Source organism: Enterococcus sp. E5-162 (assembly GCF_035725965.1).
GTDB classification, from domain to species: domain Bacteria; phylum Bacillota; class Bacilli; order Lactobacillales; family Enterococcaceae; genus Enterococcus_B; species Enterococcus_B lactis.
In genome coordinates, this window is record NZ_JAPRFV010000001.1 from 1 (window position 1) to 26,270 (window position 26,270).

Sequence of the window (26,270 nt, forward strand, 5' to 3'; positions counted from 1 at the left end):
TTTAACTGTTAGCTCCTGCCGAAGATCGTCACATCCGAGGAGGCTCATTGTCAAGGACAATCGGAATAGCATACGGAAAGAAGTTCTGCACCTTATAAAATTTGTCAAAAAAACTGTTGCCATTCCAAAGTAAAGATAAAATAAATATCTTGTATTTGAAAAAGGATACGGGACTCTTTACAAAAAAATATGAAGAGATATACAAAATATATAAAAACAAGTTAGAATAATATTTTATGAATCACGAAATTTATTATTAGACAAAAGCAAAAACACTTATCCTATGGTGTCTAAATTTTAGATGGTACTTAATAACTCGCAATAAAAATACTGGAAAATTCGCTTGAATATCTTTTTTATATTGTTCGAAAGTTCAATCTTCCTTTCATAAAAAATCATTTTTTTATGGTCAAACAAATTAATACTCTTGTTATTAATTTACAATAAAAAGTGATATATAACTTTGTGAAGGGAGACAATAAATTGGTTCTAAAATTTTTACAGAAGTTAAATAGAAAATCGGGGCAGTCAGAAAATGAAACAGAGGTTCAAGAAATTATTTCTGAAGTAAAAATGGGCTTGGAAAAAGCGTCACTGGCGCTAAACAGTGATGAAAAAATTGTCGTAGATTTCGTAAGCGATATGGACAGGGATTTTGGAAGTAGTATTCGAGATCGAGTGAGACAAGGGGATCATTTTGAGAGATTTTTAGCCGCGGTGTTTCGGTTGGCTGGGTATGAAGTTGAAATAACCAAGAAAAGATATATGAAGGATAAGCGTGTCTATACTGGCGATGGTGGCGTGGATTTGATTTTAACTAAGGAAAATGAGCGTATAGCGGTTCAAGCAAAATCAAAGCGTTTAAATAGCACAAGTAATGAACGATTGATCACTGATAATGATGTAAAAAATTTTGCAGGAATATCTGATAAAAACTGGACTAAAAAGATGTTTATCACTTCGTCTTTTTTTAATACTCATGCATATAAACAAATAGCAGAAAATGAAAAAGCACATAAAATCGAGTGGTATGGCAGGTATGAACTTTTAAAACTGTTAAATCAGTTGATTCCAGAGACAATGCTGAAATGTCAATTATTGAACTCTTTACCTAAAGATATAAAACCATGTCCTAAATGTAATGAAGGAATTATGATTCCGCGCAAGAACGGGGAAACTGGACAGTATTTTAATGCTTGTTCACGCTATTTTGGTCACACAGAAAGTATCAAGAAGTATTAAAATGAAACCACTTTAACTTAAAGTACCAAGTTCTACTCTAAATATCGAAGTATTTCTAGTTCATTCCTGTAGTAATATTTTTTAAATAACCTATACGCTTCATCAGATGTATATCCTCCAGTAAATTCCAAGTACTGGAGGATTCTTTTTCGTAGTGCTGCTTTACTCATGAAAAAGTAATTTGCTACTTCGTCAAAATTTCTGAACTTTTTTAATGCGTAAGGAAGAGCTTGATCATTCGACATGAGAATGCTGGCACCAACATCTGCTCTATATACTCGTGGGAGATCCTTAGTTTTATATTCACCTTCTATAATAGAATCAAAAAATGCATGAGACTCACTAAGATAGGGAACGTCCCTATAGAAGTGAATAACCTCATGCATTTTTGTAAAGTTTTTACGTTCGAGCATTAAATTTTTGTTAGTAGTAATAATAATTTCATCCTGGATTTTATTAATTGAGCCTAACATTAACTTACTTAAGTTATTTTTGAATTCATAATCTATGAAATCAACATTTTCGACTTCTTGAACATAACGCTCAATGTCATAACATTTTACGTGTTCGATCTTTTTCGAAAAGTAGTTGCTAACTTCATAAGAGAGTTCGTTTGCAAGTTCGGATGCTTCGAAATAAAGTTCTTCATAAGTGAAAGTCAATGTAATAATCTCCAAAATGTTTTTTGCATTTATTTATTAGTCTATCTTTTATGATAAGTAGTATAAATTTAACTTAGAAACGAATGTTGAAATTTACTTCTGATAGGTGAGATAAAGCTTATAAGATCAACATTTTAAAGCTTTTTCAATCAAAGTATTTTAAGAATTAAAAAGATTATTTAATTAAAATTAAATTTACTTCTTCTCTTTTTTGGCTTTGGCTCTTTGAATCAAAAAATCCATATACTCATTTATTTCTTCCTCTATCTCTTCAATAGATTCACTGTCCATGTCAGCAGTATTCAATCTAAAGTGAGAGAGAATGCTATCGCCAGTATGATTATCAATTGGCTGAATAGTACGATCCTCTGTTCTGCCTAACAAATAATCTGTAGATACTTCGAAGTAATCAGCAACTTTCTGTAATCGTTCGCTAGAAGGGGATTGTTTTACCCATCTGGATATACTTCCTTGACTAAAATCTAATTTTCTTTCTAATTCAGCTATAGTTATATTTTTTTCTCTGGCAAGCTCTTTAACTTTGTCTAATAACATGATACCAACCTTTCGGCTATCAAATAAAAAAATAATTGATTAAAACGCAAAAAAAGTTTGACTTATGAATTATAATCAATTGTAGTGTATTTGTAAGCAAGTTATTTACGGCATACAAAAAGACTAAGCAACACGTAAAAGGTCTGGCAAGACTGATGTAGTTAGTTTTTGTGTGTTGTGTATGTGTGTTTACATTATGAATTATAATCAATTTTGTGTCAATATCTTTGATTATAGTGATTGAGAATAATTCATTAAATACTTTGTAATTTAATAAACAAAAAAGCGTTCACGAGAAGAAAATAAATTTCTGTTCCGCAAACACTTAAGATAAAACCTAGACAATTTTATTTTAAGCGATTTGACGGAATAATACAAGAAGGATATTTTCCTTTACGGTTATAAGTCTTGTTGAGGTGGTGTGTGCCAGCCGCTGAATGGCGCACAAGGTGGCAATGGAATCTTTAAGTAGAGCCATGCTAACGATCAATTGAAGTAGAAGGTTTCTAACTTTTATCAAGGACTAGGTTTTCCGTTTTGACTACATGTTGTGGTAGGGCATTGAAAACATTGGAGTGATTTCCGCTTGGTGATTGAAGGGTGTCTATTTTTGAACGATCAGATCACTTCCTATAACAATGTCGCGAGGACAGGTTGGAAGTGGTTGCTGAAGTATATCAAATGAGAAGGTATACGGAAGCTTAGCAAAAGGAGGAGTGTTGTACACCGTATGTGGTAGATCTATCTAACGTGCCGTGATACGAGTTGATCGTTAGCCGTTGAAGATGATTCTATGAAACGAATGGATGAGTGGCTATTTCATAGCATAAGCGAACTTTTAGCCAATCATTAGCAGAAGCTGCACATTCTACTACCATGAAAAAAAGAATCGTATAATTATTGTAATTTGCGTACGGATAAAAAAGAATGTAACCAACATTTTAAACTATGAGCACAGCTAGAAAATTCTGGTTGTGCTTTTTTTATTTAAACAGGAGGACAAAAAATGTCGAAATTATTTACGTCCATTCAAGAAATGGAAGATTTTTGGATTCAGCTAGAACAAGAATTCTTTAACCGAGTGGATCAAGCCATTTATAAAGCTGGTATCAATAAAGAAAAACAATCAGATGAAATTCACCTGGTAAAACTTCAAGTAGGGCAATTAATGGAAAAAAGATTGAGCAGACTCAATGATAAATTCTCGGAAAAAGAAATGGATCATCAAGCAGTTCGAAGAGAGTTTGATCGAGCGGAGATGTCATTTAGAAGGCCAGTCAATGAATTTATCACGAAATGGATGAACAATGGGGATTTGTGGCGTTGACAGAGAATCTAAGAAATGAGGGATAAATCGATATGGCAGTTCTACTATCAGATTTTGAATGTGGCAGAATATTTTTTTCTTCAGATACGAAAAGAACATTGAAGAAGGTAATAAGAAAGATGAGAAATGAACAGATTGAGATTGAAGGATGGACGTTGGACGAACGACCTCTTGACACTATTTTTTGTTTTTATCATCTAGAAAGTAAACAAGCTTTTGATATTTTAGTAACTGATCAAAGTAAAATAACTCCGTATTTTTCAGGAGAAGAAGACGAAAACGGGATTAATTCGTTTCCCGCAAAGACGATTAAAGAAGCGATTGAAAAATATATTATTGAATAAATCCCTACTTAAATAATAAAGAGGAGTTGATAATTTTTGAGTGACTATTATATTATGATTGCTGCATTAATTGTTTCTTTTTGTGGAGTAATTTATGGAATCAAAGAAAATGAGCGAGATGTTTATTTTTTTTGCTTTGTATTATTTTCGCTTGAATTGACGATGATGTACCTACTTCTTAAATAAAGAATAAAATATAAGGAATAATTGTATAACCAAATATGCTATAACAAAAATATATTCCGCATATGCAACTAAGAAATTCTGAATTTTAAATCGATATAATTTGTGATGGACTCTAAAGTTTGGAGTTCGAGGTTTAAGCCCTACAGTTTTTCTTGTTCGGTTTAACTCAATATAATAATTTTTAGAAAAGTCCTGATATATTTTATTGATTTCTTTTGAAGTTAAAGGTTTTCTGTTTTGCTGTGTTAGCTTTTCTAAAGGTATCAGCAAGGAATCAGAAATATAGAACAATAAATTTTCATTATTTAATGTATTGTACAACTCAGATAAGTTTCGAATAATTTCTTTTCTATTATCTGATGTGACATTTACAAATAGATTACACTCAATATTTTTGTAAAAGGGAATAAAAATTTTTTCTATTAGGTTAGAAGAGAAGCTTTGAACAATTGAGAGTGAGTGCATCTTCTTAGAATTGTAGATTCCCCAAAATACATTGAATGTTCCAAAAATGAAACTTAAGACATTAATATCCATAATATGGCACCTCTATGCTAGTTTGAATTTTAATTAATTATAACAAAAAGAAAAGGAAAGAAGGTAAGACATTTGGCAAACCGTATTCAAGAAATCGCATTAACTGAGAAACAATTAGGGAAGAAAATCAAGGCAGTGTTTTCTGCAGAGCGTGATATGTACGTGGATGGTAATCAAGTTCGTGGGCGTATTTTCATTGCTTCAAGTGCAGAACAGCGTGATTTTGAAATCTTTGTTCCAAATTTGAGAAATTCACAGTCGTTTATAGGAAGACAAGAAGTAAGTATAACTGAACCAGTTGCCCGTGTAATTGCTAAACGGAATAACATTGGAAATAGTCGCTCACTGGATCTTGTAGTTTATGCAAAGCGGTTAGAAGTAGTGAAGGAAGGTAAATAATATGGGACTAACATTTGAAAATAACACGATTCAAAATTTTGATATCAAAGGAACTTTTGGCACGATGAATTTTCTTGAAGTGAATCAAATCTTTGAAAGAGATACGGAGAATCGAGTAACTGATATTGTGCGTGAACAACGTGTAACTGTTTATTCCGAAAAGTTGAATGACCAAATAGAAATCGCTATTGCTCCAGACTACGAAATCAAGGGGATAGAATATGATGATGAGATTGAACTGACGGGAGAAGTTACTGCATTAGCTTGGCTCAGTACGTATGAAGGCTACAACAATTCTGTCCAGTCTGAGCAAGCTTTCAAGATTAGAGCTGCAGGTATCAGGAAAGCAGGTGCTGCTAAAACTGTTTCTCCAGCGCAACCTGTAAAGGATAAATAAAGAAAGGATAATTGATGGATGAAACAAGGTAAACGACCAACGAAGAAGGAAAAGGAATTATTGAAAAGTCGTCGATTAAATCCTAGGAATTGGTTAGTCGAAAGACGCTCTCATATAGGTGTCATTTTTCTTCATCGAGAAAATGGGAAATTGAGAGAGATTTCCTATTGAAGGAGCTTCACTTAGTTGAATGTGTTTGATTGAAAAAATAAGATCTATAGAACATAAGTATAGGAGGTTTTACAAAAAGAAGCTTCATGTATACAAAATGTGGCAAAGTTTTGATTACTTCAATCGTCTTTACCTTACTTTGTATTTTGTAAAAAGTGTATATTTCGAGGAATATTCCATAAAAGTAATGGAGTAAAATTGCTTGTCCTTTTTGATTAGCATATAATGTCTTTAGAATATACTAGGAAGGGGTGGCAAAATGGTTTTAACGGTAGATGAAATCAAAGAACGAGTAAAACCAGTCGCTGAAAAATATGAAATTCCTGTAGTATATATTTTTGGTTCGTATGCGAGAGATGAAGCTACTAACGAAAGTGATATTGATTTTCTGGTTGGTACAACAGGATTGCCAGAAAAATATCGTTGGTCAGTATATAGCGATTTTTTTGATGAATTAAAAGAAGCTGTAGATCATGAGATTGATTTAGTAGAAATGGAAGCTTTTGATGAACCGCTCCAATTTGATCACAATAAGGAATTTTTTGAAAAAATGATGAAGGAGAGAGTAAAAGTATTTGAGAGACAGAAAAAATAAAGATTTGCGTACCTTGAAAAGTACGCTTGTCTATTGTGAAGATGTACAATCAGCACTCAATCGTTTTGGTAAAGACTATGAAGTTTTTGCTCACGATCGGGTGTTTTTTCATGCTATCAGCATGTCGGTAATGCAGGTAGGAGAACTAGCTAATAATCTGTCTGAAGAATTCAAGGAAAAGAATAGTACTCAGGTGGATTGGCGTAGGCTCAGATATATTCGTAATCTGTTTGCTCATGCCTATAGTAATATCAATATCAGGACCGTTTGGGATTTTGCTACGATGCTTATTCCTATTTATACTGAATTTTGCCGACAAGAGATCCAAATGTTGCAAAAAGAAAATTTTTAAAATTTAGTAATCGTAGGTAGGTGGAAATGTTCAAGAAAATCATTCGATACCGTGGACGGCGGATTCGTTATTACACAAGAAATTTATTGGCGCTGTATAGAGCGTTATTTTTTTTACCTTTTTTTGCTGGATTAAGCTACTTTATTGGCTATAAGTGGGTGTATCCGTTTGTTGAAGATAAGAATACTGATTGGCAGAAATATATTGTTCCTAGTGTGATTTTCTTAGTGTTGTCTATTTTGGCAATTATGTTCATTATCTTTTGTATCCATTTGTCCATTATGAATGGTGGCTACTTTTCAAGAGTAGAGCAGCGACAAGTTCTGACAAGAATGGTGATTGATAATGGCTATTACACGAAAAAACAGGTCAAGACTTCTAATGGTAGGACAAAGGAAAAAATCAAGCTACCAAAAATTTATTATAAAGCTAAGAAACACAGTTTCTTTATCACTTTTGAGACAGGTGGAAATAAATTCCAGGAGAAGTTTGAAACAATCGGCGGCTTTTTAGAGACAACCTTTCATGCTGATAATATTGGCAAGGTAGATGAAAAAGGCTTTGTGACTTATGAACTAGCATCCGATGTCTATGCCAAACGGATTTCTATTACGGAAATGCAAGCAGATGAAGGAAAAGTCCAATTGATGAAAGGTCTATATTGGCACTTTGATAAAGATCCACATATGTTACTCGGCGGAGGTACTGGAGGAGGAAAAACATTTACCATCCTTTCCTTGATTTATGCCCTTTGCCGAGTGGGAGAGATTGAAATCTGCGATCCTAAAAATAGTGACCTGATGGCATTAGGGAAAATACCGTTATTCGCTGGTAAGGTTCATACAGGAAAAGTCGATATTACTAATTGCTTGAAAAACACGGTAGATTTAATGGAGTCTCGTTTCTCCATGATGAATGCTCATGAAAAGTACAAAATGGGTAAAAATTATGCCTATTATGGTTTGCGTCCAAAATTTGTCATTATTGATGAATTTGCTGCATTCAAAGCAGAAATCGGTTCTGATTATAAAACGGAAGGTGAAGTCGATGATTACTTGACTCAGTTAATCCTTAAAGCACGCCAATGTGGAATTTACTTTATTGTAGCTATGCAGCGACCAGATGGTGAATTTATAAAAACGGCTTTACGTGATCAGTTCATGTTCCGTCTGTCAGTAGGAAGAATCTCAGAAGTTGGTACGTTGATGATTTTTGGTGAAGAGAACAAAAACAAAAAATTCAAGTATGTTGAAAAGATTCTCGGACAAAAAGTTTATGGACGTGGGTACCTGGCAAGAGGCGGTGAAATCGCTCGGGAATTCTATAGTCCACAAGTACCTATGTCTTTTGATTTTATCAACGAATTTATCAAAATAAATAATGAATTAGGTTTTGAGAATGTCTCTTCAGCAATCAAACAAGAAGTTTCAACTAAATTAGAAAAACACGTAGACAAAGAAGCACTAGCTGAAATTGATGAAGAATTAGATTCTAAGAAAAATCTACTAAATAAGCTGAGTGATAAATATGCTGCTTAACTTGGTTGGGAGGTGAGGAATGTATTATTCATTTGAGGATATTCATTCGAAATTGAATGCTGCCATTTCAATAAAAACATTGAAAAATTGGGCAAACAAAATTGAAAAGGTAACTGATCGAAAGTTTAAACGAGATTCTGCCAAAAATACTGCTGGAAATGTGTATAGCTACAAAGTATTTACAGAAACTGATCTAGAAGATTTTCAGCAGCTCATTTTATTGAGAGAAAAAAACATCCCTTTAGAAGAAGCTATGAAAAAAGTATTTATGTCTGAAAGTGAGAAGAAGAAACGGGAAGAGATTTTACTTTCAAAATTGGAATACGAAGAGAATAAAAGAGATATGAAAGAACTAATCATGTTGACCAAAAATCTTTTACAAGAAAATACAGAGTTTCAAGAAAGGTTGCTGAAATTGGAGGATAAAATCTTAAATGATTGAAGAAATAATAAGATTAGTGCCGATCATTGCGTTCTTTATATGGGTTGTTTTGCATGTCTTTTTTATAAAAAAATTATTTCAAATACAAAAAACGATTTTGGATAGAATTACACCAAAATCGTTTGAAGATGAAAATAAAATCTTCTATGTGGGAAGTATCAGCTGGATCGTTTTTACAATTGTTTGGTTGCTTGGGGCTATTTTATTTGGTTATTAATTGAACGATAAATAGGTGGATGGATATGAATAGGACATTAACAAATGTCAAAAAGTTTAGTTAAACGAGCAGTCGCCAGGGATTGTTGCGTCCTTCGGTCAAAGAATAGAGGGCAGCGCCTGAGCGCTCGCCCTCTATTCTTTGTAGCCGTAAGTAGTAACAAATATCCCAAGTACTGCAAGGTTTGTGTGTGGCGGGCTTGTCCCGCCACACACATTCACCCCCCTTTTATAACATGGGGGTAGAATTTCAATTACCACTATAAAGAGTCACGTTCAAGCCTTGTCCCACAAGGGATTGCGCGTTTTGATTTTTGTCACATTTTTTAAGGAATCTTGTCACATTTTTGGAAGTAGGGTTTAAAACAGTGAGAGGTGTTGATTTAAAGAGATTTAGAAAAGAATTAGGTTTAAAACAAAAAGAATTAGCAGTTAAACTAGAAATCGAACGTAGTTTGATCTCTAAAATCGAATCTGGCAAACGTCTCATTTCCAAAGAGTTAGAGGCAAAAATCATTGATGTTCTCCATTTAGATGGTGGAAAAGCTACAGTAGAAGCCAAGATCGATTTTTTAAGAATTCGATTCAAAACATTAGATGTTCAAACGATTATCGAAAAGCTGCTGCATATGGATCAAGCTTGGTTCACACATGAGTCTCGTGGATTTTATCATTATACAGAAACCTTTTCTTATGGAGCTATTCGATTATTTCGAAATCCAGAAGATATAAATATGGGAATCATGTTGGATCTGTCTGGTGAAGGTTGTCGTCAGTTGGAAGAAATTTTTGAAGAGGATAATGACCGAAGCTGGACGGAGTTTTTCCGTTCGCTCTATGAGGATGATATCTTTGGTAAAAATCTTATCGTGGATACAAAAATCACTCGGATCGATATTGCTTTGGATGAATTGATTGTTGAAGGAAAAGAAAATTTTGATCTTTACAGTCTGAAAGAAAAAATGGAGCAAGGATTGGTCCATACCAGATTCAAAAATTTTGATTTTAGTGGTGGCTTTTCGTATGAAAAAGGACAAATGGTCAATAAAGGCTTGTCTCTATATTTTGGCAGTCGACAATCTCCGCTATACTTCAACTTCTATCAAAAAGATTTTGAACTAGCACGAAAAGAAAGTCTTTCCGTAGAAGAAGCACGGAGAAAATATGAAATCAAAAATCGATATGAAATTCGGCTTTCTGATGAGAAAGCTTTTTTATTTGTCGAATATTTTTTATCCAGTGGTGAAACATTGGATTGGTTGGTCAAGGAAATAGTCAATCAATCATTAACAGTCTTTGAAATAGAAGATGGGATGCAAGTTTACTGTAAATCCTGGTATGACGTAATAGACAAAATGGAAGGTCTGAAATTGTCCGTCCAGGGAGAAAAACCATCCGTCGATAAAACGTTGCGCTGGGTCTCCAATTATCTTGCGCCTTCGCTAAAAATGCTCAAACTGATTGATCTTCGTTTAGGAACCAATGAATTGATGGAACGGATCGATTTTGCTGAATTGAAAGAAAAACACGAAGAAATGATTGAACAGGTATGTGTGAGTGCAAAAGACTTATTATTTACCAATGAAACACAAAGCAAAGTTCGTAACTACATGAAACAAGAATTTGACTTGGAAGAAGAATATCAGCTCTAAAAAAGGAGGTAAGATAGGTGGTAGAACACAAATTTATTGAAAGAATCACATGGGAAAGTTTTAGGACGAAAGAAACATTGGAAAAGGTCATTACTCGTTTATTAAACACAATGAACAAAGTGAAGGCGTTAGATGAATCGCAAGAATTGACCCTGCCATACTTGAAAAAAATAATTGAGAAAAGAGCTTCTGAAATAGATGCATGCAACAATGAAATAAAACGAATCAACTCTTTAACTTTTCTAGGGAAACAAGAAGATAATTGGCGGGATACAATTGTCTGGTCTGACTATATGAAACTAAGAAAGAAATTTCATCTGGTCGTTGAAGATTTTAAAAATTTTGTAGAGCAGTATAAATATTATACACCGCCAAACAGTGAAGGGTTGAAACAGAAAGTAATCACTATTTTGAATAAAATGGGCTATATCGTGGATGGTTACTTTGAAGGAGATTATGTCACTTGGATTGGGGTATACGCTCGTCCAGAAGATAAACCGACATATCTAGATCCGACAAATGAGAAAGAAGCATATTTACAGAATAAGCATAGAGTAGATGGATTCAAACAAGATTTTGCAGAATGGTTTGAATGGGAAATAAAAGACAATGAAATAGTCTGAAAAATAACGAATCATATATTTATAATTAAATAAAAACATAGTGAAAAATGATTAATATTCTCTGATAAAATGACAGTAATAATAAATTTTATTGGAGATGATGGGATGAGTAGTGAGGTTTGGTCTTGGTTGATTTTTTGCTTTTGTATCAGTTTAATTAATTTAGTAGCAGTAATCATGAAAGTTAAGATAAAGTTAAAGCCGGATGATGTTTGGATCTGGAGATTTTTATCCCCAGTGACTTCAATTGCTTTTTTAGTATTACTGGGAAATACAGTTTTGATTATTTTAAATTTCCATTTTCCTCAGCAAAGTGATTTAAATTTTGAACATGCAAAAATATATCAAATAATTGGTAGTATGACTATGTTATTAGGTGCCATGTTGATCATGTTAAATTTATTCTCTTTAACTTTTTTTCATGGTTGTTATTATATTTGGCAGATATGGAAAAATAAGGTTACTGATCAGGAAATTGAGTTTAGATTTTCAAATTTTAAAGTTACTGTCTATAGTCTAGGATTTTCTTGTTTAATCATATTTTTAGCCTTACCCTATTATTTATTAGATATTTTTCAAACAGTTTTGGGTATCTCTTTTTTAGTAGTTTTTATTGAAAGAACTAATTCTCTTTTTAATTCAAAAAACAAAAGAGAGAACGAACAATGAGAATAATCTTTATCAGAGTGAGAATGTTAGTTCTTGCTTTTTTCGGTGTTTATTTGAATAGCTATTAATAAGTTAAAAAAGTTTTTTCAGGATAAATGAAAATATAAAATAGAACAGGAGTGAGAAAATGCGAGACGTACGAGAAAGAATTAGTTTGATGGCTGATGAGATTTTTGAGTTGGAAATGTCTGAACACGAAGACAAGTTTTGGAATGACTTAAGTAAAAAAGGACTTACTAGTAAGCATATCGATCTTCCAACGGTTTACGAAAAGCATTATTGCTTATTTTATTCACAATTAAAAGACTTTTGGGAAGCGAAGAAAATTAGTTTCCATGAAGATGATGCAGCAATAATACATGGTTTAATGACTTTACGAGATAGCCGTCAGATTATGGTGAAAAGATTTCATCAAATTAGAGAACTTCGATATGAAGAGCTTTTGCGAGAAGTGTGGGAAGAGTATGGATGGTGTTTAACTATTGATGAGTAACGATAATGATGAACTTTGAACAACTTGGAGAACCAATCAAATTTGGCGAATATATGGATCGTTACGAAGAAATGATTCGTCATGTGTTAAGTGAATTATCTTTTGTAGATTTTGATGCAGAAAAAATAAAAGCATTATTAAGAGCAGAAATGCGTAAAGCAGAAACTTCTTTTTATATCTTTTATGATCAAAATCGTAGAGAGCCTGATTATGCTTTTCTGCAGAGGAAAATTACCGAATTTGGAGTACATCGGTTAGAATTATTTCAGCCAGAAGAAATTCTTTCCGTTGATAATTTCATTCATAAATATATTGAATTACTGAAAATTGAAAAGCTGCTGACAGGTCTTGTTTTTGAAGAACAGGATCTTTTTTTTGTCGAAAAATATGAACGTAATCGGGCAGAGAAATACTTTGAGATGCAAGATGAATATCTTCCTGGTTACGAACAGGATCGTATTTCAGTCAACAAACACATTCAGCAGCTAGCGTACAAAAAGTTGAAAAAAGAATTTTTAGAAGACTCATTGATCCAATCATTAAGAAAAACAGAAAAGAGGTGAGAGAAGCAATGCCGTTTTCGGAACCATTATCGGTAATTTTAAAACGCGATTATGGCTTTGTGATGTTGACGGCCAGTCCGATTCAAAAAGATTATGAAGTGTATGAGAAAGTTCGGGAACGTCTGAAGCGACCTGATCTGCCTTTTCGCCCCGTATTAGACGTTTGCTATGAAAGAAGAATATCGAAATATACGTATTTAATTATTGAAGGACTTTGTGTAAGAAATAATCATGGCGTTGTCCTTCGACAGGAGTATTGCTTTTATAAAGCAACTTATTTTTATGGAGATCGGGCACAAAAAATAAACATGTATTGCGAGCAATCCAATAGAAAACATGTCCTACGAGCGCTCCAACGTTTTAACTTTTTAAAAAATGAATGTATTTTAAAATAACTGTAAAGAAATAATAAGCTTGAACATGCTACTATATAGAAAACGATTTCTAAAAGAAAGTTGTCTGATGCTGTTTTTAAGAACGAGAGGAGTTCCATGTGAGTAAAAAGAATTTGAAGTTTTAGAGCTATGTTAATTTGAATGATACCAAATCTCACTGAAAATGAGGTAAATATATACTGAAAAAGGAGAAGAGATGAAGAAAAAAGTACATTGGGGTGTTGTTGGTGCCACACTTATTGTGGCTGGAGGAATGGCTGTTTTTACGATCAATGAGCAAAATTATAGTAGACAAGTAGAAGCTGTGACTAGTGAATTGAGTACACACAAAAAACAATTGCTAAGAATCGAGACGGAAATGGCTGGTCTATATGCCGATGAGCATAAACAGTTTCTATCCAGTGATGTAACTCAAGCGAAGATTGATTCATTGAAGAAGACGATTGAAAAATACAAATCAGAAGCTGAATCCCATGCTAAGAAAGTAGAGACGTTAAGAAAACAAGACCAAGAAACTTGTCAAAAAGAACTAGCAGATATTACGAAGCTAGACGAGAAAATCAACGAAGTTCAAATGATTTTTGATCAAACGCAAGTAGTAAACAGTTTATTTTCAACACCTTATATCGAAAATGCTGAGATCAATGAAGAAGCAATCATTATCGATGATTTAAATAGTGAAATGATTGAAGAACAGAAAGAAAAAATTGAACTTGAAAATCTAGAAGAAAATGAGTTTACTTCAATTGTTACCCAAGCGATGGAAGCTGCTGGAAATCAACTATCCCAAATTGAAAGAGCTCGAAAAGTAGTCGAAGAACTTTATAAGGATGACAAGCCAACAGATAAAGTAACCAGGGAAACATTGGAATCTGCGAAAAAAGAAGTGGAATTAATTAAAAACGAAAAAGCAAAAAAATCGTTTAATGAACCATTAAAAGCTATTGAAGAAAAAATAACAACAGACGAAAAAGCCGAGGCTGAGCGAGTGGCTGCAGAAGAAGCCAAACGTCAAGAAGAACAAGCAGTTGCGAATCAAGCAATGCAACAAACAGAAGTACCTGAAACCCAATCTGAAGCAACTGATTCTGTAGCTTCTCCTACAACACCGAATACACCAGTTCAAAATGTAACTGAAAATATTACAGTACAACCCACAACGCCCGTGGCACCGCCAGCGAATCCAGGAAGTGGTTCAAATACAGGAGGAGCCACAAGCACTCCTGGAGGTAACACGAGTGGTGGATCTACAGGTGGAAACTCCAGTGGATCGACGCCAGCACCCACACCAGAACCGCCGTATGCTTTGAATCCTTATAGAGGAAGTGGCACTTTTTATGCTAGTCATGGGGCAGCCACAGCAGCTGGTAGGGCAGAAGCTGCAAACCCTAGTTCTACTTTTAATGGTTATAAAATTTATACTGAAGTATGGTCTGATGGTACAGAAAAATATTATTTAGAATTTTATTAATGGGAAGACGAGCATTCGTCTTCTTTTTTTGTGAGGTGAACTATTAAATTGAGTAACTATTGTCGAAGTCCTTCTTGTTGAAGGGCTTTTTCTCGTGCAATCAACTAAAAACTGGAGGAATATATGAAAAAATATCAAATCAAGCTGAGAATCTGGCTCATGCTCGGCATTCTATTTGGCTCATTTTTGAGTCAACCCATGACAACTTTAGCTATTACTAATGATCAAAGACAATCGGAAAAAACTGAAAGTGTCCAAAATGAACAAGAAAACGAACCAGACATAGTAGAACAGTTTCTTCAAAAAAACAATTTGATTCGAGGAGAGGACGGAAAGTTGTATACCACGACTCCTTCAACCTATGTCAATGAATCGATTCATGATATTCTGTCTGGCAACCGATTGACGAAAGCAGCGAATCAAGTAGTATACGTAGATCCATCTACGAATGTGGCAAATATTGATATCCATTTATCGAATGGTAGTAGAGAATATGGGTGGTATGGAAAACGTGTGAACGGTCAAATTGCCCTTTGTATCGAACAAGGAGTGGCGGTTAATGTAGGATCGAATGGCGGGTATACAGCTGTTTTACAAAATACAGCTTTAATGGAACGTATCTCATTAATTAAGTATTATGGAATAATTTTACCTGGACACACACTTCAAAGAGAGATCATGACACAGATATTGACCTATGAGCAACAAGGAATCTATCCAACTAGTATTTCTGGAGTATTTTCAATGGCTGATTACCAAGCCTTCAAATCAAACGTGATGGCTAATGTAAATAAGTTTTATACTAAGCCGTCATTTAGTGGACAAACAGTTACGCTAAAGGTTGGAGAAAGTATCACGCTAACGGATTCAACTGGAGCTTTTAATAATTATGAAAGTACGCCGATAGTCAATACTGCTAATGTTGATGTAGTAAAAAATGGATCTAGCATTACTATAACTGCCCATAGAAATTCAAACGTAAATGGTAGTGTTAGGTATATATATGATATTTTACCAAGTTACAAAGGAGCACCACTTGTTTATGAACATCCATACACACAAAATGTATTGTTAGGATATATCAATGATCCTACATGGATAAATCTAAATATCAACGTCTTAAAAAACGGCAATGCCCGCATTCGTAAGGTCGACGAAACGACTAAACAACCGTTGGCAGGAGCCGTTTTTCGTTTTACTACGTCTGATAACCAGACGAGAGAAATTACCACTGGATCAGATGGTTATGCGACCTGGAATGACTTGCTAGTTGACACACGTGTCACCATTCAAGAAATCAAAGCGCCAAATGGCTATATCTTGAATTCAACGCCACAAACTATCACGATTCGTGCCAATGAAACAACGACGGTCACCTTGGATAATAAAGAACAACTGGCGAATCTAACGGTAATCAAAGAAGATGAAGAAACAGGGAATACACCGCAAGGCGCTGCTTCATTATTTGGTGCAGTCTATGAATTGATCGATTCCAGTGGAAAGTCAATCGGAAAATTGACGATGGAAGATGTAAATGGCGTAGCGCAAGCAGAATTGAAAGGCTTAAAATTAGGTACCTATTATCTACAAGAAATTGAACCGCCAAAAGGATATAATTTAGATCCAACCAAATATACCGTTCATTTAACGTATGCTGGACAGAATGAGACTGTGGCAATCCATCGTAAAACGGTGACTGATCGCGTGATTAAAGGACATGTCGAAGGTTATAAATTCGGTTCTCGTCCATTGATACCACAAACGATCACCGAAATCTTGAACCAAATTGGCAATAAAAATCAAGATATCAAACCACCATTAGAAGGCGTAGAGTTAACTGCCACCTCTCATACCACAGGACAAGAATATGTACAAGTGACTGGCAAAAATGGGTACTTCAAATTTGAAAATCTGCCCTATGACACGTATACCATCGAAGAAACAAAAGGCGTCGATGGTTACTTGTTGATTGAACCTTTTGAAGTCACGATTACCGAAGAAGGGTACACGCATTTCTTCTTGTTGGAAGACAAGATCATTGAATCTCGTTTGCACATTGTCAAAGTGGATGAGGAGACAGGAGAAAATATTCCGTATGCCGGCGCTCAATTCAAAATCTTCGATACTTGGGCCAATGACGGTAAAGGCGATTTTGTCTCCATGCAACGTCCGAATGACACCGAAAGCACCGATATTTTTGAAACCAACGAAAAAGGCGAAATCGTCACAACTGAAAGTCTGGATTGGGGAATCGACCGGTATGAACTCCATGAGATCAAAGCACCAGAAGGGTATGTGCCATTAGAAGAACCGCTTGTCTTCAGTGTGACGGAAGAAGATGCTGGTGCATTGATCCGACTGGAAGTACCAAATCGCTTAGCCCGACAAAATATCCAATTGATCAAAAGAGATCGTTTGAATGAACAACCATTAGCCAACGTGCCGTTTCATTTATATCAGATTGAAAAAGACGGTGTGGAAACTCTTATTGATGAATTGATGACTGATGAAGAAGGGAAAGTCGAAATCGAAGGATTGCCTTATGGAGAATATAAGTTTGTGGAAGGCGAACCGTTGGAAGGTTACTTACCATTAGAAGAATCAATCGATTTTTCAGTTACGGTTGAAAACGATGGGGAATTGATTGTGTTAGAGGCATACAATGAACGAGAACAATTGGAATTAACATCTTTATTTACGGATATGGATGGGAAGAAAGAACTTGATCCAACGGTTGATCATCGTTTGAAGGACACGGTATGGGTCAAAGGAGCAGCCATCGAGGTCGGGCATACCTACACAGTCTTCACGCAATATAAGAACACCAAAACAGGAGAAGTGGTCAGTGAAGCCACCTCGACGTATACGGCAAAAAGCAAAGAAGATGAATTCGACGTCTTTTTAGATCTCAAAGCCAATACGGTAAAAGACGGAGATCAACTGACTGCTACACACGTTTTATATTATGAAGAAGATCAACTCAATGAAGTTGCTCGAGAAGATGATCTCACCAACAAAGAACAAACCGTTAGCTTCAAAACACCTGAACAGCCAAAAGAAAACAAGTCAGAGACGCCCAAAAAACAAACGACCTTGCCGAAAACGGGAAGCGTCCACGCGATTCTTGGTGTAGTACTAGGGGGCTTGCTGGTTACATTAGTTGTATTCGTGTGGCTAAGCAGAGCCAAAAAGTAGTCTTAGCTAAATTAACGGCTATTTTTTGTCATTTATAGCATATAGATCTAGTTATTTCCTTGAAAAATCAAGTTTAACTAGGTCTATTTTTTTGCCTAAAAAAAGAAATAGGAGGACCCATGAAACTAAAAACCATCAAAAAGAAAGAGAAAAAAGAAAAGAAACCGAAAGTCAAAAAATTATCACAAAAACGAGCAAATAAAATTGTGTTTACAGGTATGAGTCTACTAATGATCGCTTCTGCAGTAGGTGTCATTCGAGCCAATGTCGTAGCTACAAATTTTGATAATCTAACAGATAAAGTAGATCAGTTAGCTAAATCTAAAAATGAAAAGTCGATACAAAAAGAAGTATTTGATTATTCAGCGCTCTCTTTTTATGCGACTAGTTTTGCAGAAGAATATCTAAATTACGACGCTTCAGCGAATGAAGAAGAGAAAAAAGAGCGACTCGATCGCTTAGAGAAGTATTTATCAGTTGATGTGGATGCAGTGGATGAGACGAGTAAGAACCAAGAGGATTTTGTTCGAAGATTCAAGAGTGCTGCAGTCGTTCAAATCAAAGAGGAATCAGAGTGCTTATTGGTTTCTTTGAATATCATTTATGAAACGGAAGACGAGGAAACAAAACAAACGGTAACGCAAGAAATGGTGTTACCGATCCAAACAGAAGATCAGTTATTTTCGATAATCGGGCGCCCTTATTTCTTAGCTACCACCTTGCCACAAGGTAAAACAACAGAACTAAAACAAGCAGAAGTGAGTTTAGACGTACCTCAGCAAGAAAAAGAGGCTATCGAAAAATTCTTGACTCTATTTTTTGAAAAATATGCAAACGGTGAGAAGCAAGAGTTGATGTTATTGATGAAAAAACCCATTCAAACTTCTGGCGTCACAGAGTTTATTTCGTTAAATGAGAGTGAAATCAAATACTTTGAAACTAAGCAAAAAGAAGTCAAGGGAATACAAGTTTCAGTCACTTTTGCCGATAAACAAACAGGAATGACCCACACAGAAGATTTTTCGTTGTGGCTTACTCAAACAGAAAATTCTTATTTTGTGCGTACGCTCAAACATTACTTTACGGAAAAGGAAGGAAATTAATTTATGAATGTGAGTAATTTAGACAATTTTATGCGAACAGGTTTTATCACGCTTTTAAGTTTTGCAGTCATTTTGCTGATCTTTAAACATTGGCGAGGAGCAGAATGGCTTAAGATTGGTTCGGTCATTTTGATTGCATTGATTTTAAATGATTTTGCTACAAATCAAGGAAGGAACATTTTCAATTTAGTGAAATGGTTCCTTGGTCTATTTGGAATTACTATGTGAGGTGGGACAATGAAACATTACGATTACTCCAGAGGACTGAAAGCCCCATACTCGATCCAGGTGATCTCGTCACCAAAAGGGAAGGCGCTGTGGGTCTTCGCTCAGCCATTGAATATGTCTTATCTATTGATGTTATTCTTTTTGCTTTTTGTCACAGGGGTCTTTTGGTATAAAGTAAGGATTCCTAATATAGCTGGAATCAACCTGAATTTATTGCTGATGCTTTCTGTTCCCCATAAAGTAGCGAGATGGTACTCCGAGGCAGAATTAGACGGTAAATCAACGAATTTGTTTTTGAAGGATTTTATCGTTTATTTAAAGAATTTTGTGGTGGATCAGCGTCCAATCATAGCTTTTGAACGAGTGGATCAACTAGAAGAATTTTCATTCAAACGATAAAAAAGAAAAGGAGAATGAGATGCAATTAGAATACCCTTTGTCAGAATATATGCATGAAAATATGCTTCTGACGCAAGAGAAAACTGCGATTGCTTATTACAGGATTCGTTCTGAAACGGTGATGTTGACGGATTTTGAAAAGAAACAAAAAACGAAGAAAAAAGTTGCCCGTGCGCTGAAACGGTTAAAAGGCAGCGGCGGCTTTGAAATCAATCTATTACCTGTAAATGCAGATATTCGAGGGAAGATGGGCGCCATGCGTTCATTGATCGATCCTGGAAATCACGCAGTAGGTGTTGATAAATTGATGAAAACAGCACAAATTTTAGAAAATGAAATGGGCATGGTCTATGAATATGCCTGGATCATTGGGGTGCCATTGGTGAAAAAAGAGATTGCTATCGATCTAAAAGAAAATATTTCCAAAGCAGTCAATCATGTAACAGAAACAATTGTGAAAGGGCTAGGATTTGATGTGGCATTGGAAAAAGAGTGGGCGAAAGATTACCAGGAACAGGAGCAAGAAATCTATCAGAATTTATCCGAACTATTGATCGAACGTTTGACAGAAGACGAACTGTATTATTATCAAGCCTACCAATTTCTGAAGAATATTCCTCATGAACGTCAAGATGTTTTAGCCAGCCAAACATTTGAGAATTTGATGGAAACAAAGATCCAACCTATTTTTTCTGGTGGCTTGCACTTTCAGTGTGATTATGGCGAAAGCTATGTCTCTTATTTGCCAGTCGGAGATATCGGTGTGTTTTTAGATGGAAATCATTTACTGGAAATCGTTCAAAAAATGCCTTTTCCAGTAGAAGTGAAAATCCAAGCTTCTTTTGCGGAAAGTAAAGGGCAATTAGCATTATCTGGTCGTTCTGCTCGTGCACGTACTCGGACGAAAAATATCATGCAAGAAGCGCATTTAGCCGGATCAAAGCAAAAACGAAAAATCGTAGAAGGACAGCTTTCTTTAGACGATCTAGATCAGAAAATCGATGATGGGGTCGATATCCTTGATTGGAAAGCTGTCCTAGTTGTTAGTGGTAACACTAAAAAACAACTGCAGGCACGTAAAAAATATTTGATCAATCGATTTGATGGATTAGGAATTCCATTATTAAAAGCGACATTCGATGATCCTTATCTTTTCCAATCTACTTTATTTGGAAATTTCCTGCGAATGAAAGACAAAAAATGGCAACATACGAGTACCATTGAATCTTTTGCAGAGTTGAATTTCTTCACTTCGCTTAAAGCTGGAACAAACTTAGGCTATTATTTTGGTCGTGTCGATACGACGTTGGAAGAAAAAGAAGACCGAAAAAGTATTTTATTAAATTCTAAGAACCTGATCTATATGAATCTCTTTTTAGCGAATAAACAAGATATTGTCGGTAAGAAAACCAATAATCCACATTGGGCGTTAACTGGTGATACCGGAAATGGAAAATCAGTAACTGCTAAAAAGCTGTTCATGGAATGTGCTACATTGAAAGATCGAGTGCTATATATCGATCCCAAAAAAGAGATGCGGCGACAATTCATGCGAACAATCAACGATCCAGCGTATCAGAAAAAATATCCTTTAGATACAGCTTTTGTCCGCTCCTTTAATTTTGTGACTTTAGATGTACGAGATAAAAAGAACCTGGGCGTCCTTGACCCAATCGTTTTATTTGATGAAACAGAAGCCATTGCGACAGCCAAAGCCATGCTGACCAATATCTACGAAGGGATTTGGAACTTAAAGCAAAAAACGGAGATCAATGAAACCATTGCAGCGATCGTAAAAGAACGCAAATTCGGCAAAAAAGTCGGCTTTTGGCAAGTTGTTGAAAAGTTAGCTTCCAGTAGTATTCCAGATGTACAAGATATGGGCAGATTTTTGATTTCGACAATTAAAGGATCGATTTTAGAGTTGGCATTTTCTCATGGAGAAGTTCCAGGTCTATCCTTTGAAAAGAAAGTGACGATTTTAGAAATTGAAGATTTGGATCTGCCAACAGATAAAAATGAACATATGGACGAAAACAAGCGCTTGTCTGTAACCTTGATGTTTGCACTGGGCACCTTTTGTTCGAAATTCGGTTCACGCAATCCAAAACAAGAAACAGTGACTTTCTTTGATGAAAGCTGGATCTTTCAATCGTCGCCAGAAGGAAAAGCAATTTTGAAATCTATGAAACGGATAGGTCGTTCCTTCAATAACTTCTTAGTGTTAATCACGCAATCGGTCAATGATCTGGATGATAAAGAAGATGGTACAGGATTTGGTACGGTGATTTGCTTTGATGAAGTGCAGAACCGAGAGGGAATCTTACAATACTTGAATTTGCCGATAAACGAACAAAATATGAAGTGGGTCTCGAATATGGTGCAAGGTCAATGCTTATTAAAAGACATGTTCAACCAAGTCAATCGAGTGGTTGTCCATGTCCTTTTTGATGAATGGTTGGAGCTTTTCAAGACAGTAGACGATTCAGATGCCTCAGTAATGGAAAATCACTTTGCTGTTTAGAAAGGAGGACTGCAATGAAGTTTTTGATCGATAGCTATGATGCTTATATGGTCGGTGGTGGATTATTAGATAAAGGGTGGCAAGTTGTTAATTGGTTCTTTGTAGGCTTGCCTTTCTTTTTTCTGAAACTATGTGTGTCCTTCTTTTTATTCTGTGAAAGTGTATTGAATCAGTCAGATTATTTTATCGCTAAACAAGCAGAAATGTTTGATATGTCTGTACAAATTTTAAGGAATTTTGGTGGCACAGGATTTGGCAGAGGCACGTTGATGGGGTTAGCAATTATGTTAAGCGCTTACTACTTGCTGTATCATTTCTTTTCCAATCGACATAATTTTTCTCAATCTTTATTGCACTATGTCGTAGTTCTTTTGTTGTTTTTTGGTTGGTTTGGACAAATTACCACTAGGCAAGGAACATATAATATGTCTAGCTTCTTTATCCAATCTGTCAACAGTATAGTAAAGACAGTTCAAAATCAGTTTATTTCTGGCACGAATTATGGTTCAGATTCAGATCAAAGCCCGATGTTTGATGCAACAGTCAAACAGACATTTTATTTTGTGAATAGTGGTTCATTGGATGGAACGATGGAAAATGGAGAGAAATTGGACGAGGCAAAACTATTACAAGTACCGAATTTGTCCAAAGAAGAAAAAGAGACTTTCAAAAAAGATAGAGAACAATATATCGATTCACTTGAAAATGAAAATCCTTATTTTGCTCAAGATGGGACAAAGACAATGGAAAAAAGCTTTGCGATTTGGGTAGGCGTTGCGAATTTGTTTATCCTAGCCTTACCAGTTTTATACATTAATATGATGTTAACTATCATTCAGATTTTAGTGAACCTATTGATTCTTGCATTTCCAATCCTTGCATTAGCCTCTTTTTTTCCTAGATGTCAAATGCTCATGTTTAAATTTTTCAAAACACTGATTGGCATTTTATTTATGCCAGTGATCTATGGTGTTTTTATTTCAGTTCTTTTTTGGGTCAATCAACTAATCGATCAAGTATTTTTACATGCTGCTCAAGGAATCAATGAAAATCTATTGAATGTCTTATCAGGCAGTATTCTTCTATTAGGAACTAGATTGATCATGGTTCTTGTAAAAATTGTTTTTATAAGTACAGTGTGGAAAAATCGTTACCGAATACTAGGATTCTTTGCTGATGGACAGATACAACAGCCGATATTCGAAAAGAAAGTAAACGAAAAGACTAAGGAAGGAGCAGAACAAATTAGTGGTGCGAGCATAGGGGCAGCGCAATTAGCTGCTGGTGCGTACACAGGAAATCCGAACATAGCCTTAAATGGGTTATCAAAAATACTACCGGATAAAGCAATGACTCTTGGAAAAGAACACTTTTTGGATGAAGAAAATCAATTTACTGGTGTCAAGCAAGGATTGGGATCCCTATTCCGTCCGTCTGATTATGATGATACAGAATTGTCTATCCCTGAAGAAGATAAAATGGAAATGGATCAAGTAGATCAGCAAGTAGAAGATGAAGTGCTAGTTGATGAAGAAGTAGATGACAAAGCATTAGAAGATGTATTAGCAGAAATCAATGAAGCAGATCCGACTTTTGATCAATCCTTAAGTGAATCAGATGCGTTGGTTTCGGATGATGTTCTTATGTCTGATTTATCTGATTCTGATTTGACGAATGACACAGAAGCGTTGTTTGAACAGGATGAGGTAGCAATGAGTGAGAATGAAATACCAATTGATCCAACGGTTTTATCTGAAAAAATGAATGTGACAGTCGATAATTTTGACGAACTGCAATTATCACAAGAGGAACAAGCCTATTTTGATCATGCATATGATCCAGAGTTGATTGCCAACTATTCGTCGGAAGTAGAACCGATTCATCAAATTGAGGAGAATTTCAAAAGTTTGGAGTCTGAAGAAACATTTTTTGATGCATGGGAAGAAGAACAACAGGAACCAATGGAAGACTGGTAATTGATCAGTCTTCTTTTTTGTAGATAAACAAAGTTTTTTTATAAAGCGAGGTGAAAAATGAAAAAAATTGCGTATATCATTTTAGGAACTTGTTTTGCCTTTTTGTTACCGTTTCTTTTATTTATAGGTATATTTTCCGCCAATCAAAATGGAAGTACGTCAGAATTTGAACCAGGTACACCTCAAGAACAAGTTGCTTTAGAAGTGGCTCAATATGTGCAACAACAAGGAGGAACAAAAGAATTTGCAGCAGCATGGATCGGTAACATGGAACATGAGAGTGGATTGATCCCTTCCCGTATCCAAAGTGATTTGGCCTTTAATCCAGTATGGGCATATAATCCTGATATTGGTGGCTATGCGATGGGATTAGCACAGTGGGATAGTAGTCGCCGTGTGAACATGTTGAACCTTGCCAGAGAGCAAAATGAAGACTGGAAGGCAGTGGCTTTTCAAATGGATTTTGCCTGGTATCATGACGGATCGGATAGTGACTTATTGAAGAATATGTCTAATGGAACAGAAATTGAAAAGCTGGCAGTCGATATATTGAAATATTGGGAACGCGCCGGAACAAAAGATGATCCAGTCGAACAAAATAAGCGAAAGACAAGTGCCGTAAATTGGTATAAACGATTATTCGAAGGTTCTTTAGGAGGAGGCTCCTCTAATATTGGTGGAGGCAAAATCGATATTTTAGAATCTGTCATGGGGCAAACGATCAATGGTGGTCAATGTTATGGGCTCACGGCTTATTATGTTCGAAAACTAGGTGGACCACAGATGATGGGTTCAGGATTTATGTATGCTCAATCGATCGGCAGCGATTATGATTGGCAAAAATACGGATGGGCGGTCATATTTGATCCTAAACCTTCAGAAATCGAAGCAGGAGACGTCATTAATTGGTATGCAGGAGAAGCTCTATCTCCAGGAATCTATGGACATACAGGAATCATTGCAAGTGTCGAAAGTGAAGGGAAATTTATTACCTATGAACAAAATGCAGAACAAGGACAAATTTGTGCCAAATACGCACGGCAATGGGGGAGAGAATTCAAACGAGTAGCCAGTGTTGTGCGGAAAAAATAAAAGGAGATCAGTTATGTTTTTTACTCACCCAGGATTAACAAGAAGGCAAGTAAAGGAAATCTGCGCCAAATTCCAGTGTTCACAAAACGAATTTGTTGCCAGAAGATTTGAAGATGGTTTTTTAGTATCATTGAGAAATAAAGAATATCGGGTAAAGTTTTCACCAGGTAGATTTTCTCAGATCGTTTTTGTGAAAGAAGTGGTTCGAGTGACATCAAATAGAAAGCAGGGAAGAAGATGAAACGAATAGTATTTCTAATAGGAACGACCTTATCCGTACTTACTTTGGTAGCCTGTAGTTCACCAGATGAACAAGTTGAAACTACTGAGAGTGTAAAAGATTCAAGTATCATGGAAGCTGTAGAAAACAGTAACTTGAAGCTTGAGAATGCAAAAGCAGAGTCTAGTCAACCAACAGAAACACAAGAAATCGTAGAAGAGGATAGAGGAGAAAATCCTATAGAAGATCATATGGAATTACTCCAAGCATATGGAGAAGCTTATGCGAATTTCAAAACAATCAATCACCGCAATGAAAAACTAAAAGACTTAATGACAGAAGAATGTATCCAAATGAACGGCATCGATGTCGAGACTGGGAACGCCTTAGGAAGCGAAGGCAAAGTCACGTCTATTTATCAAAACGATCAAGACGAATACGCTGTTTTACTAGACTGTATTCAAAACGGATCGCCCATCCGAATCCTACTGCTTGCAAAAGTCGAAGACAACAAAATAGCAGAAATGACCTATAATACGTTGAAGAGGGAGTATTAAGTTAGAAGAAGGTATAAGTAATAATTTTCAATAGATAATACAAAAAAATTATGTTATCATGATACTATAATAAAATAAAAGGAACTGCGCGAACAGTTCCTAAGTGTAGTCCGTTCAAAGCGGATGGCATTTTTTAACAAGTTTAGA

Annotated in this window: 30 protein-coding genes; 27 read left to right on the top strand and 3 right to left on the bottom strand. The window is 35.4% G+C overall.

Annotated features, from left to right (window positions below):
- The first annotated feature begins 483 nt into the window (after window positions 1-483).
- Entirely contained in the window at window positions 484-1,242 is a 759-nt protein-coding gene (locus OZZ83_RS00005; RefSeq protein ID WP_278023337.1) for a restriction endonuclease, read from the top strand.
- Between the two features lie 32 nt (window positions 1,243-1,274).
- Here the strand turns inward: OZZ83_RS00005 and OZZ83_RS00010 are convergent, their stop codons facing one another.
- Together OZZ83_RS00010 and OZZ83_RS00015 are read right to left on the bottom strand one after the other, a co-directional pair.
- Window positions 1,275-1,904, bottom strand: a complete 630-nt coding sequence (locus tag OZZ83_RS00010) for an ImmA/IrrE family metallo-endopeptidase (protein WP_325065989.1) — start codon at window positions 1,902-1,904, stop codon at window positions 1,275-1,277.
- A 195-nt stretch (window positions 1,905-2,099) separates the two neighbouring features.
- The gene (locus OZZ83_RS00015; RefSeq protein WP_278023336.1) at window positions 2,100-2,459 is read right to left on the bottom strand and encodes a helix-turn-helix domain-containing protein; all 360 of its coding nucleotides are present in this window, start codon (window positions 2,457-2,459) and stop codon (window positions 2,100-2,102) included.
- A gap of 1,006 nt (window positions 2,460-3,465) precedes the next feature.
- On the opposite strand from OZZ83_RS00015, the gene OZZ83_RS00020 reads away from it, so the two are divergent.
- Together OZZ83_RS00020 and OZZ83_RS00025 are read left to right on the top strand one after the other, a co-directional pair.
- On the top strand, window positions 3,466-3,786 hold the full coding sequence (locus tag OZZ83_RS00020; protein ID WP_278023335.1) for a hypothetical protein: 321 nt from the start codon (window positions 3,466-3,468) through the stop codon (window positions 3,784-3,786).
- 119 nt (window positions 3,787-3,905) lie between these two features.
- The gene (locus OZZ83_RS00025) at window positions 3,906-4,130 is read left to right on the top strand and encodes a hypothetical protein (protein ID WP_278023334.1); all 225 of its coding nucleotides are present in this window, start codon (window positions 3,906-3,908) and stop codon (window positions 4,128-4,130) included.
- 171 nt (window positions 4,131-4,301) lie between these two features.
- Here the strand turns inward: OZZ83_RS00025 and OZZ83_RS00030 are convergent, their stop codons facing one another.
- The gene (locus OZZ83_RS00030) at window positions 4,302-4,853 is read right to left on the bottom strand and encodes a hypothetical protein (RefSeq protein WP_016624689.1); all 552 of its coding nucleotides are present in this window, start codon (window positions 4,851-4,853) and stop codon (window positions 4,302-4,304) included.
- Window positions 4,854-4,925: 72 nt separating this feature from the next.
- Between OZZ83_RS00030 and OZZ83_RS00035 the strand changes: the two genes are divergently transcribed.
- The 24 genes from OZZ83_RS00035 (at window position 4,926) to OZZ83_RS00150 (ending at window position 26,123) form a co-directional block, all read left to right on the top strand.
- Entirely contained in the window at window positions 4,926-5,252 is a 327-nt protein-coding gene (locus OZZ83_RS00035; protein ID WP_065773016.1) for a hypothetical protein, read from the top strand.
- Between the two features lies 1 nt (window position 5,253).
- Window positions 5,254-5,649 carry a DUF961 family protein gene (locus OZZ83_RS00040; RefSeq protein ID WP_065773017.1) on the top strand — a complete coding sequence of 132 codons (396 nt, stop codon included), beginning with the start codon at window positions 5,254-5,256 and terminating at the stop codon, window positions 5,647-5,649.
- 18 nt (window positions 5,650-5,667) lie between these two features.
- Window positions 5,668-5,820: a DUF6906 family protein gene (locus tag OZZ83_RS00045; protein WP_278023333.1), complete on the top strand. Its 153-nt coding sequence runs from the start codon at window positions 5,668-5,670 to the stop codon at window positions 5,818-5,820.
- A 259-nt stretch (window positions 5,821-6,079) separates the two neighbouring features.
- A complete protein-coding gene (locus tag OZZ83_RS00050) occupies window positions 6,080-6,415 on the top strand; it encodes a nucleotidyltransferase family protein (RefSeq protein WP_278023332.1) in 336 nt (111 codons plus the stop codon).
- The gene (locus OZZ83_RS00055) at window positions 6,396-6,767 is read left to right on the top strand and encodes a HepT-like ribonuclease domain-containing protein (protein WP_278023331.1); all 372 of its coding nucleotides are present in this window, start codon (window positions 6,396-6,398) and stop codon (window positions 6,765-6,767) included. Before OZZ83_RS00050 ends, OZZ83_RS00055 begins: the two co-directional genes overlap by 20 nt.
- Window positions 6,768-6,793: 26 nt before the next feature.
- Window positions 6,794-8,305: an FtsK/SpoIIIE domain-containing protein gene (locus OZZ83_RS00060; protein ID WP_278023330.1), complete on the top strand. Its 1,512-nt coding sequence runs from the start codon at window positions 6,794-6,796 to the stop codon at window positions 8,303-8,305.
- 19 nt (window positions 8,306-8,324) lie between these two features.
- The gene (locus OZZ83_RS00065; protein ID WP_252706684.1) at window positions 8,325-8,747 is read left to right on the top strand and encodes a hypothetical protein; all 423 of its coding nucleotides are present in this window, start codon (window positions 8,325-8,327) and stop codon (window positions 8,745-8,747) included.
- Complete coding sequence (locus OZZ83_RS00070) at window positions 8,740-8,964, top strand: hypothetical protein (RefSeq protein ID WP_252706683.1); 225 nt, start codon at window positions 8,740-8,742, stop codon at window positions 8,962-8,964. The genes OZZ83_RS00065 and OZZ83_RS00070 overlap by 8 nt, the downstream gene beginning before the upstream one ends.
- Before the next feature lie 367 nt (window positions 8,965-9,331).
- Window positions 9,332-10,615 carry an XRE family transcriptional regulator gene (locus OZZ83_RS00075; protein WP_174127359.1) on the top strand — a complete coding sequence of 428 codons (1,284 nt, stop codon included), beginning with the start codon at window positions 9,332-9,334 and terminating at the stop codon, window positions 10,613-10,615.
- A gap of 17 nt (window positions 10,616-10,632) precedes the next feature.
- Complete coding sequence (locus OZZ83_RS00080; protein WP_278023329.1) at window positions 10,633-11,238, top strand: Phi-29-like late activator; 606 nt, start codon at window positions 10,633-10,635, stop codon at window positions 11,236-11,238.
- Window positions 11,239-11,343: 105 nt separating this feature from the next.
- Window positions 11,344-11,907, top strand: coding sequence for a hypothetical protein (locus OZZ83_RS00085; RefSeq protein ID WP_325065990.1), 564 nt, complete (start codon window positions 11,344-11,346; stop codon window positions 11,905-11,907).
- A gap of 127 nt (window positions 11,908-12,034) precedes the next feature.
- Entirely contained in the window at window positions 12,035-12,400 is a 366-nt protein-coding gene (locus tag OZZ83_RS00090) for a hypothetical protein (protein ID WP_278023327.1), read from the top strand.
- Between the two features lie 5 nt (window positions 12,401-12,405).
- Window positions 12,406-12,963, top strand: a complete 558-nt coding sequence (locus OZZ83_RS00095) for a hypothetical protein (protein ID WP_002345183.1) — start codon at window positions 12,406-12,408, stop codon at window positions 12,961-12,963.
- 8 nt (window positions 12,964-12,971) lie between these two features.
- Window positions 12,972-13,358 carry a hypothetical protein gene (locus tag OZZ83_RS00100; RefSeq protein ID WP_278023326.1) on the top strand — a complete coding sequence of 129 codons (387 nt, stop codon included), beginning with the start codon at window positions 12,972-12,974 and terminating at the stop codon, window positions 13,356-13,358.
- Between the two features lie 196 nt (window positions 13,359-13,554).
- On the top strand, window positions 13,555-14,829 hold the full coding sequence (locus tag OZZ83_RS00105; protein ID WP_278023325.1) for a hypothetical protein: 1,275 nt from the start codon (window positions 13,555-13,557) through the stop codon (window positions 14,827-14,829).
- A gap of 123 nt (window positions 14,830-14,952) precedes the next feature.
- Window positions 14,953-18,024, top strand: coding sequence for a SpaA isopeptide-forming pilin-related protein (locus tag OZZ83_RS00110; protein WP_325065991.1), 3,072 nt, complete (start codon window positions 14,953-14,955; stop codon window positions 18,022-18,024).
- A gap of 119 nt (window positions 18,025-18,143) precedes the next feature.
- A complete protein-coding gene (locus tag OZZ83_RS00115) occupies window positions 18,144-19,127 on the top strand; it encodes a conjugal transfer protein (RefSeq protein WP_278023323.1) in 984 nt (327 codons plus the stop codon).
- 3 nt (window positions 19,128-19,130) lie between these two features.
- Window positions 19,131-19,355 (top strand): hypothetical protein, encoded by a 225-nt coding sequence (locus OZZ83_RS00120; RefSeq protein WP_002308970.1) that lies wholly within the window; start codon window positions 19,131-19,133, stop codon window positions 19,353-19,355.
- Window positions 19,356-19,364: 9 nt separating this feature from the next.
- Window positions 19,365-19,754, top strand: coding sequence for a TcpE family conjugal transfer membrane protein (locus tag OZZ83_RS00125; protein WP_086310784.1), 390 nt, complete (start codon window positions 19,365-19,367; stop codon window positions 19,752-19,754).
- A gap of 19 nt (window positions 19,755-19,773) precedes the next feature.
- Window positions 19,774-22,278 carry an ATP-binding protein gene (locus tag OZZ83_RS00130; protein WP_278023322.1) on the top strand — a complete coding sequence of 835 codons (2,505 nt, stop codon included), beginning with the start codon at window positions 19,774-19,776 and terminating at the stop codon, window positions 22,276-22,278.
- A 14-nt stretch (window positions 22,279-22,292) separates the two neighbouring features.
- On the top strand, window positions 22,293-24,254 hold the full coding sequence (locus OZZ83_RS00135) for a hypothetical protein (protein ID WP_278023321.1): 1,962 nt from the start codon (window positions 22,293-22,295) through the stop codon (window positions 24,252-24,254).
- A 57-nt stretch (window positions 24,255-24,311) separates the two neighbouring features.
- Window positions 24,312-25,346 (top strand): phage tail tip lysozyme, encoded by a 1,035-nt coding sequence (locus OZZ83_RS00140; protein WP_278023320.1) that lies wholly within the window; start codon window positions 24,312-24,314, stop codon window positions 25,344-25,346.
- Window positions 25,347-25,359: 13 nt separating this feature from the next.
- Window positions 25,360-25,587 carry a hypothetical protein gene (locus OZZ83_RS00145; RefSeq protein ID WP_002308975.1) on the top strand — a complete coding sequence of 76 codons (228 nt, stop codon included), beginning with the start codon at window positions 25,360-25,362 and terminating at the stop codon, window positions 25,585-25,587.
- Window positions 25,584-26,123, top strand: coding sequence for an EF0163 family protein (locus tag OZZ83_RS00150; protein WP_278023319.1), 540 nt, complete (start codon window positions 25,584-25,586; stop codon window positions 26,121-26,123). Before OZZ83_RS00145 ends, OZZ83_RS00150 begins: the two co-directional genes overlap by 4 nt.
- Window positions 26,124-26,270 lie beyond the last annotated feature (147 nt).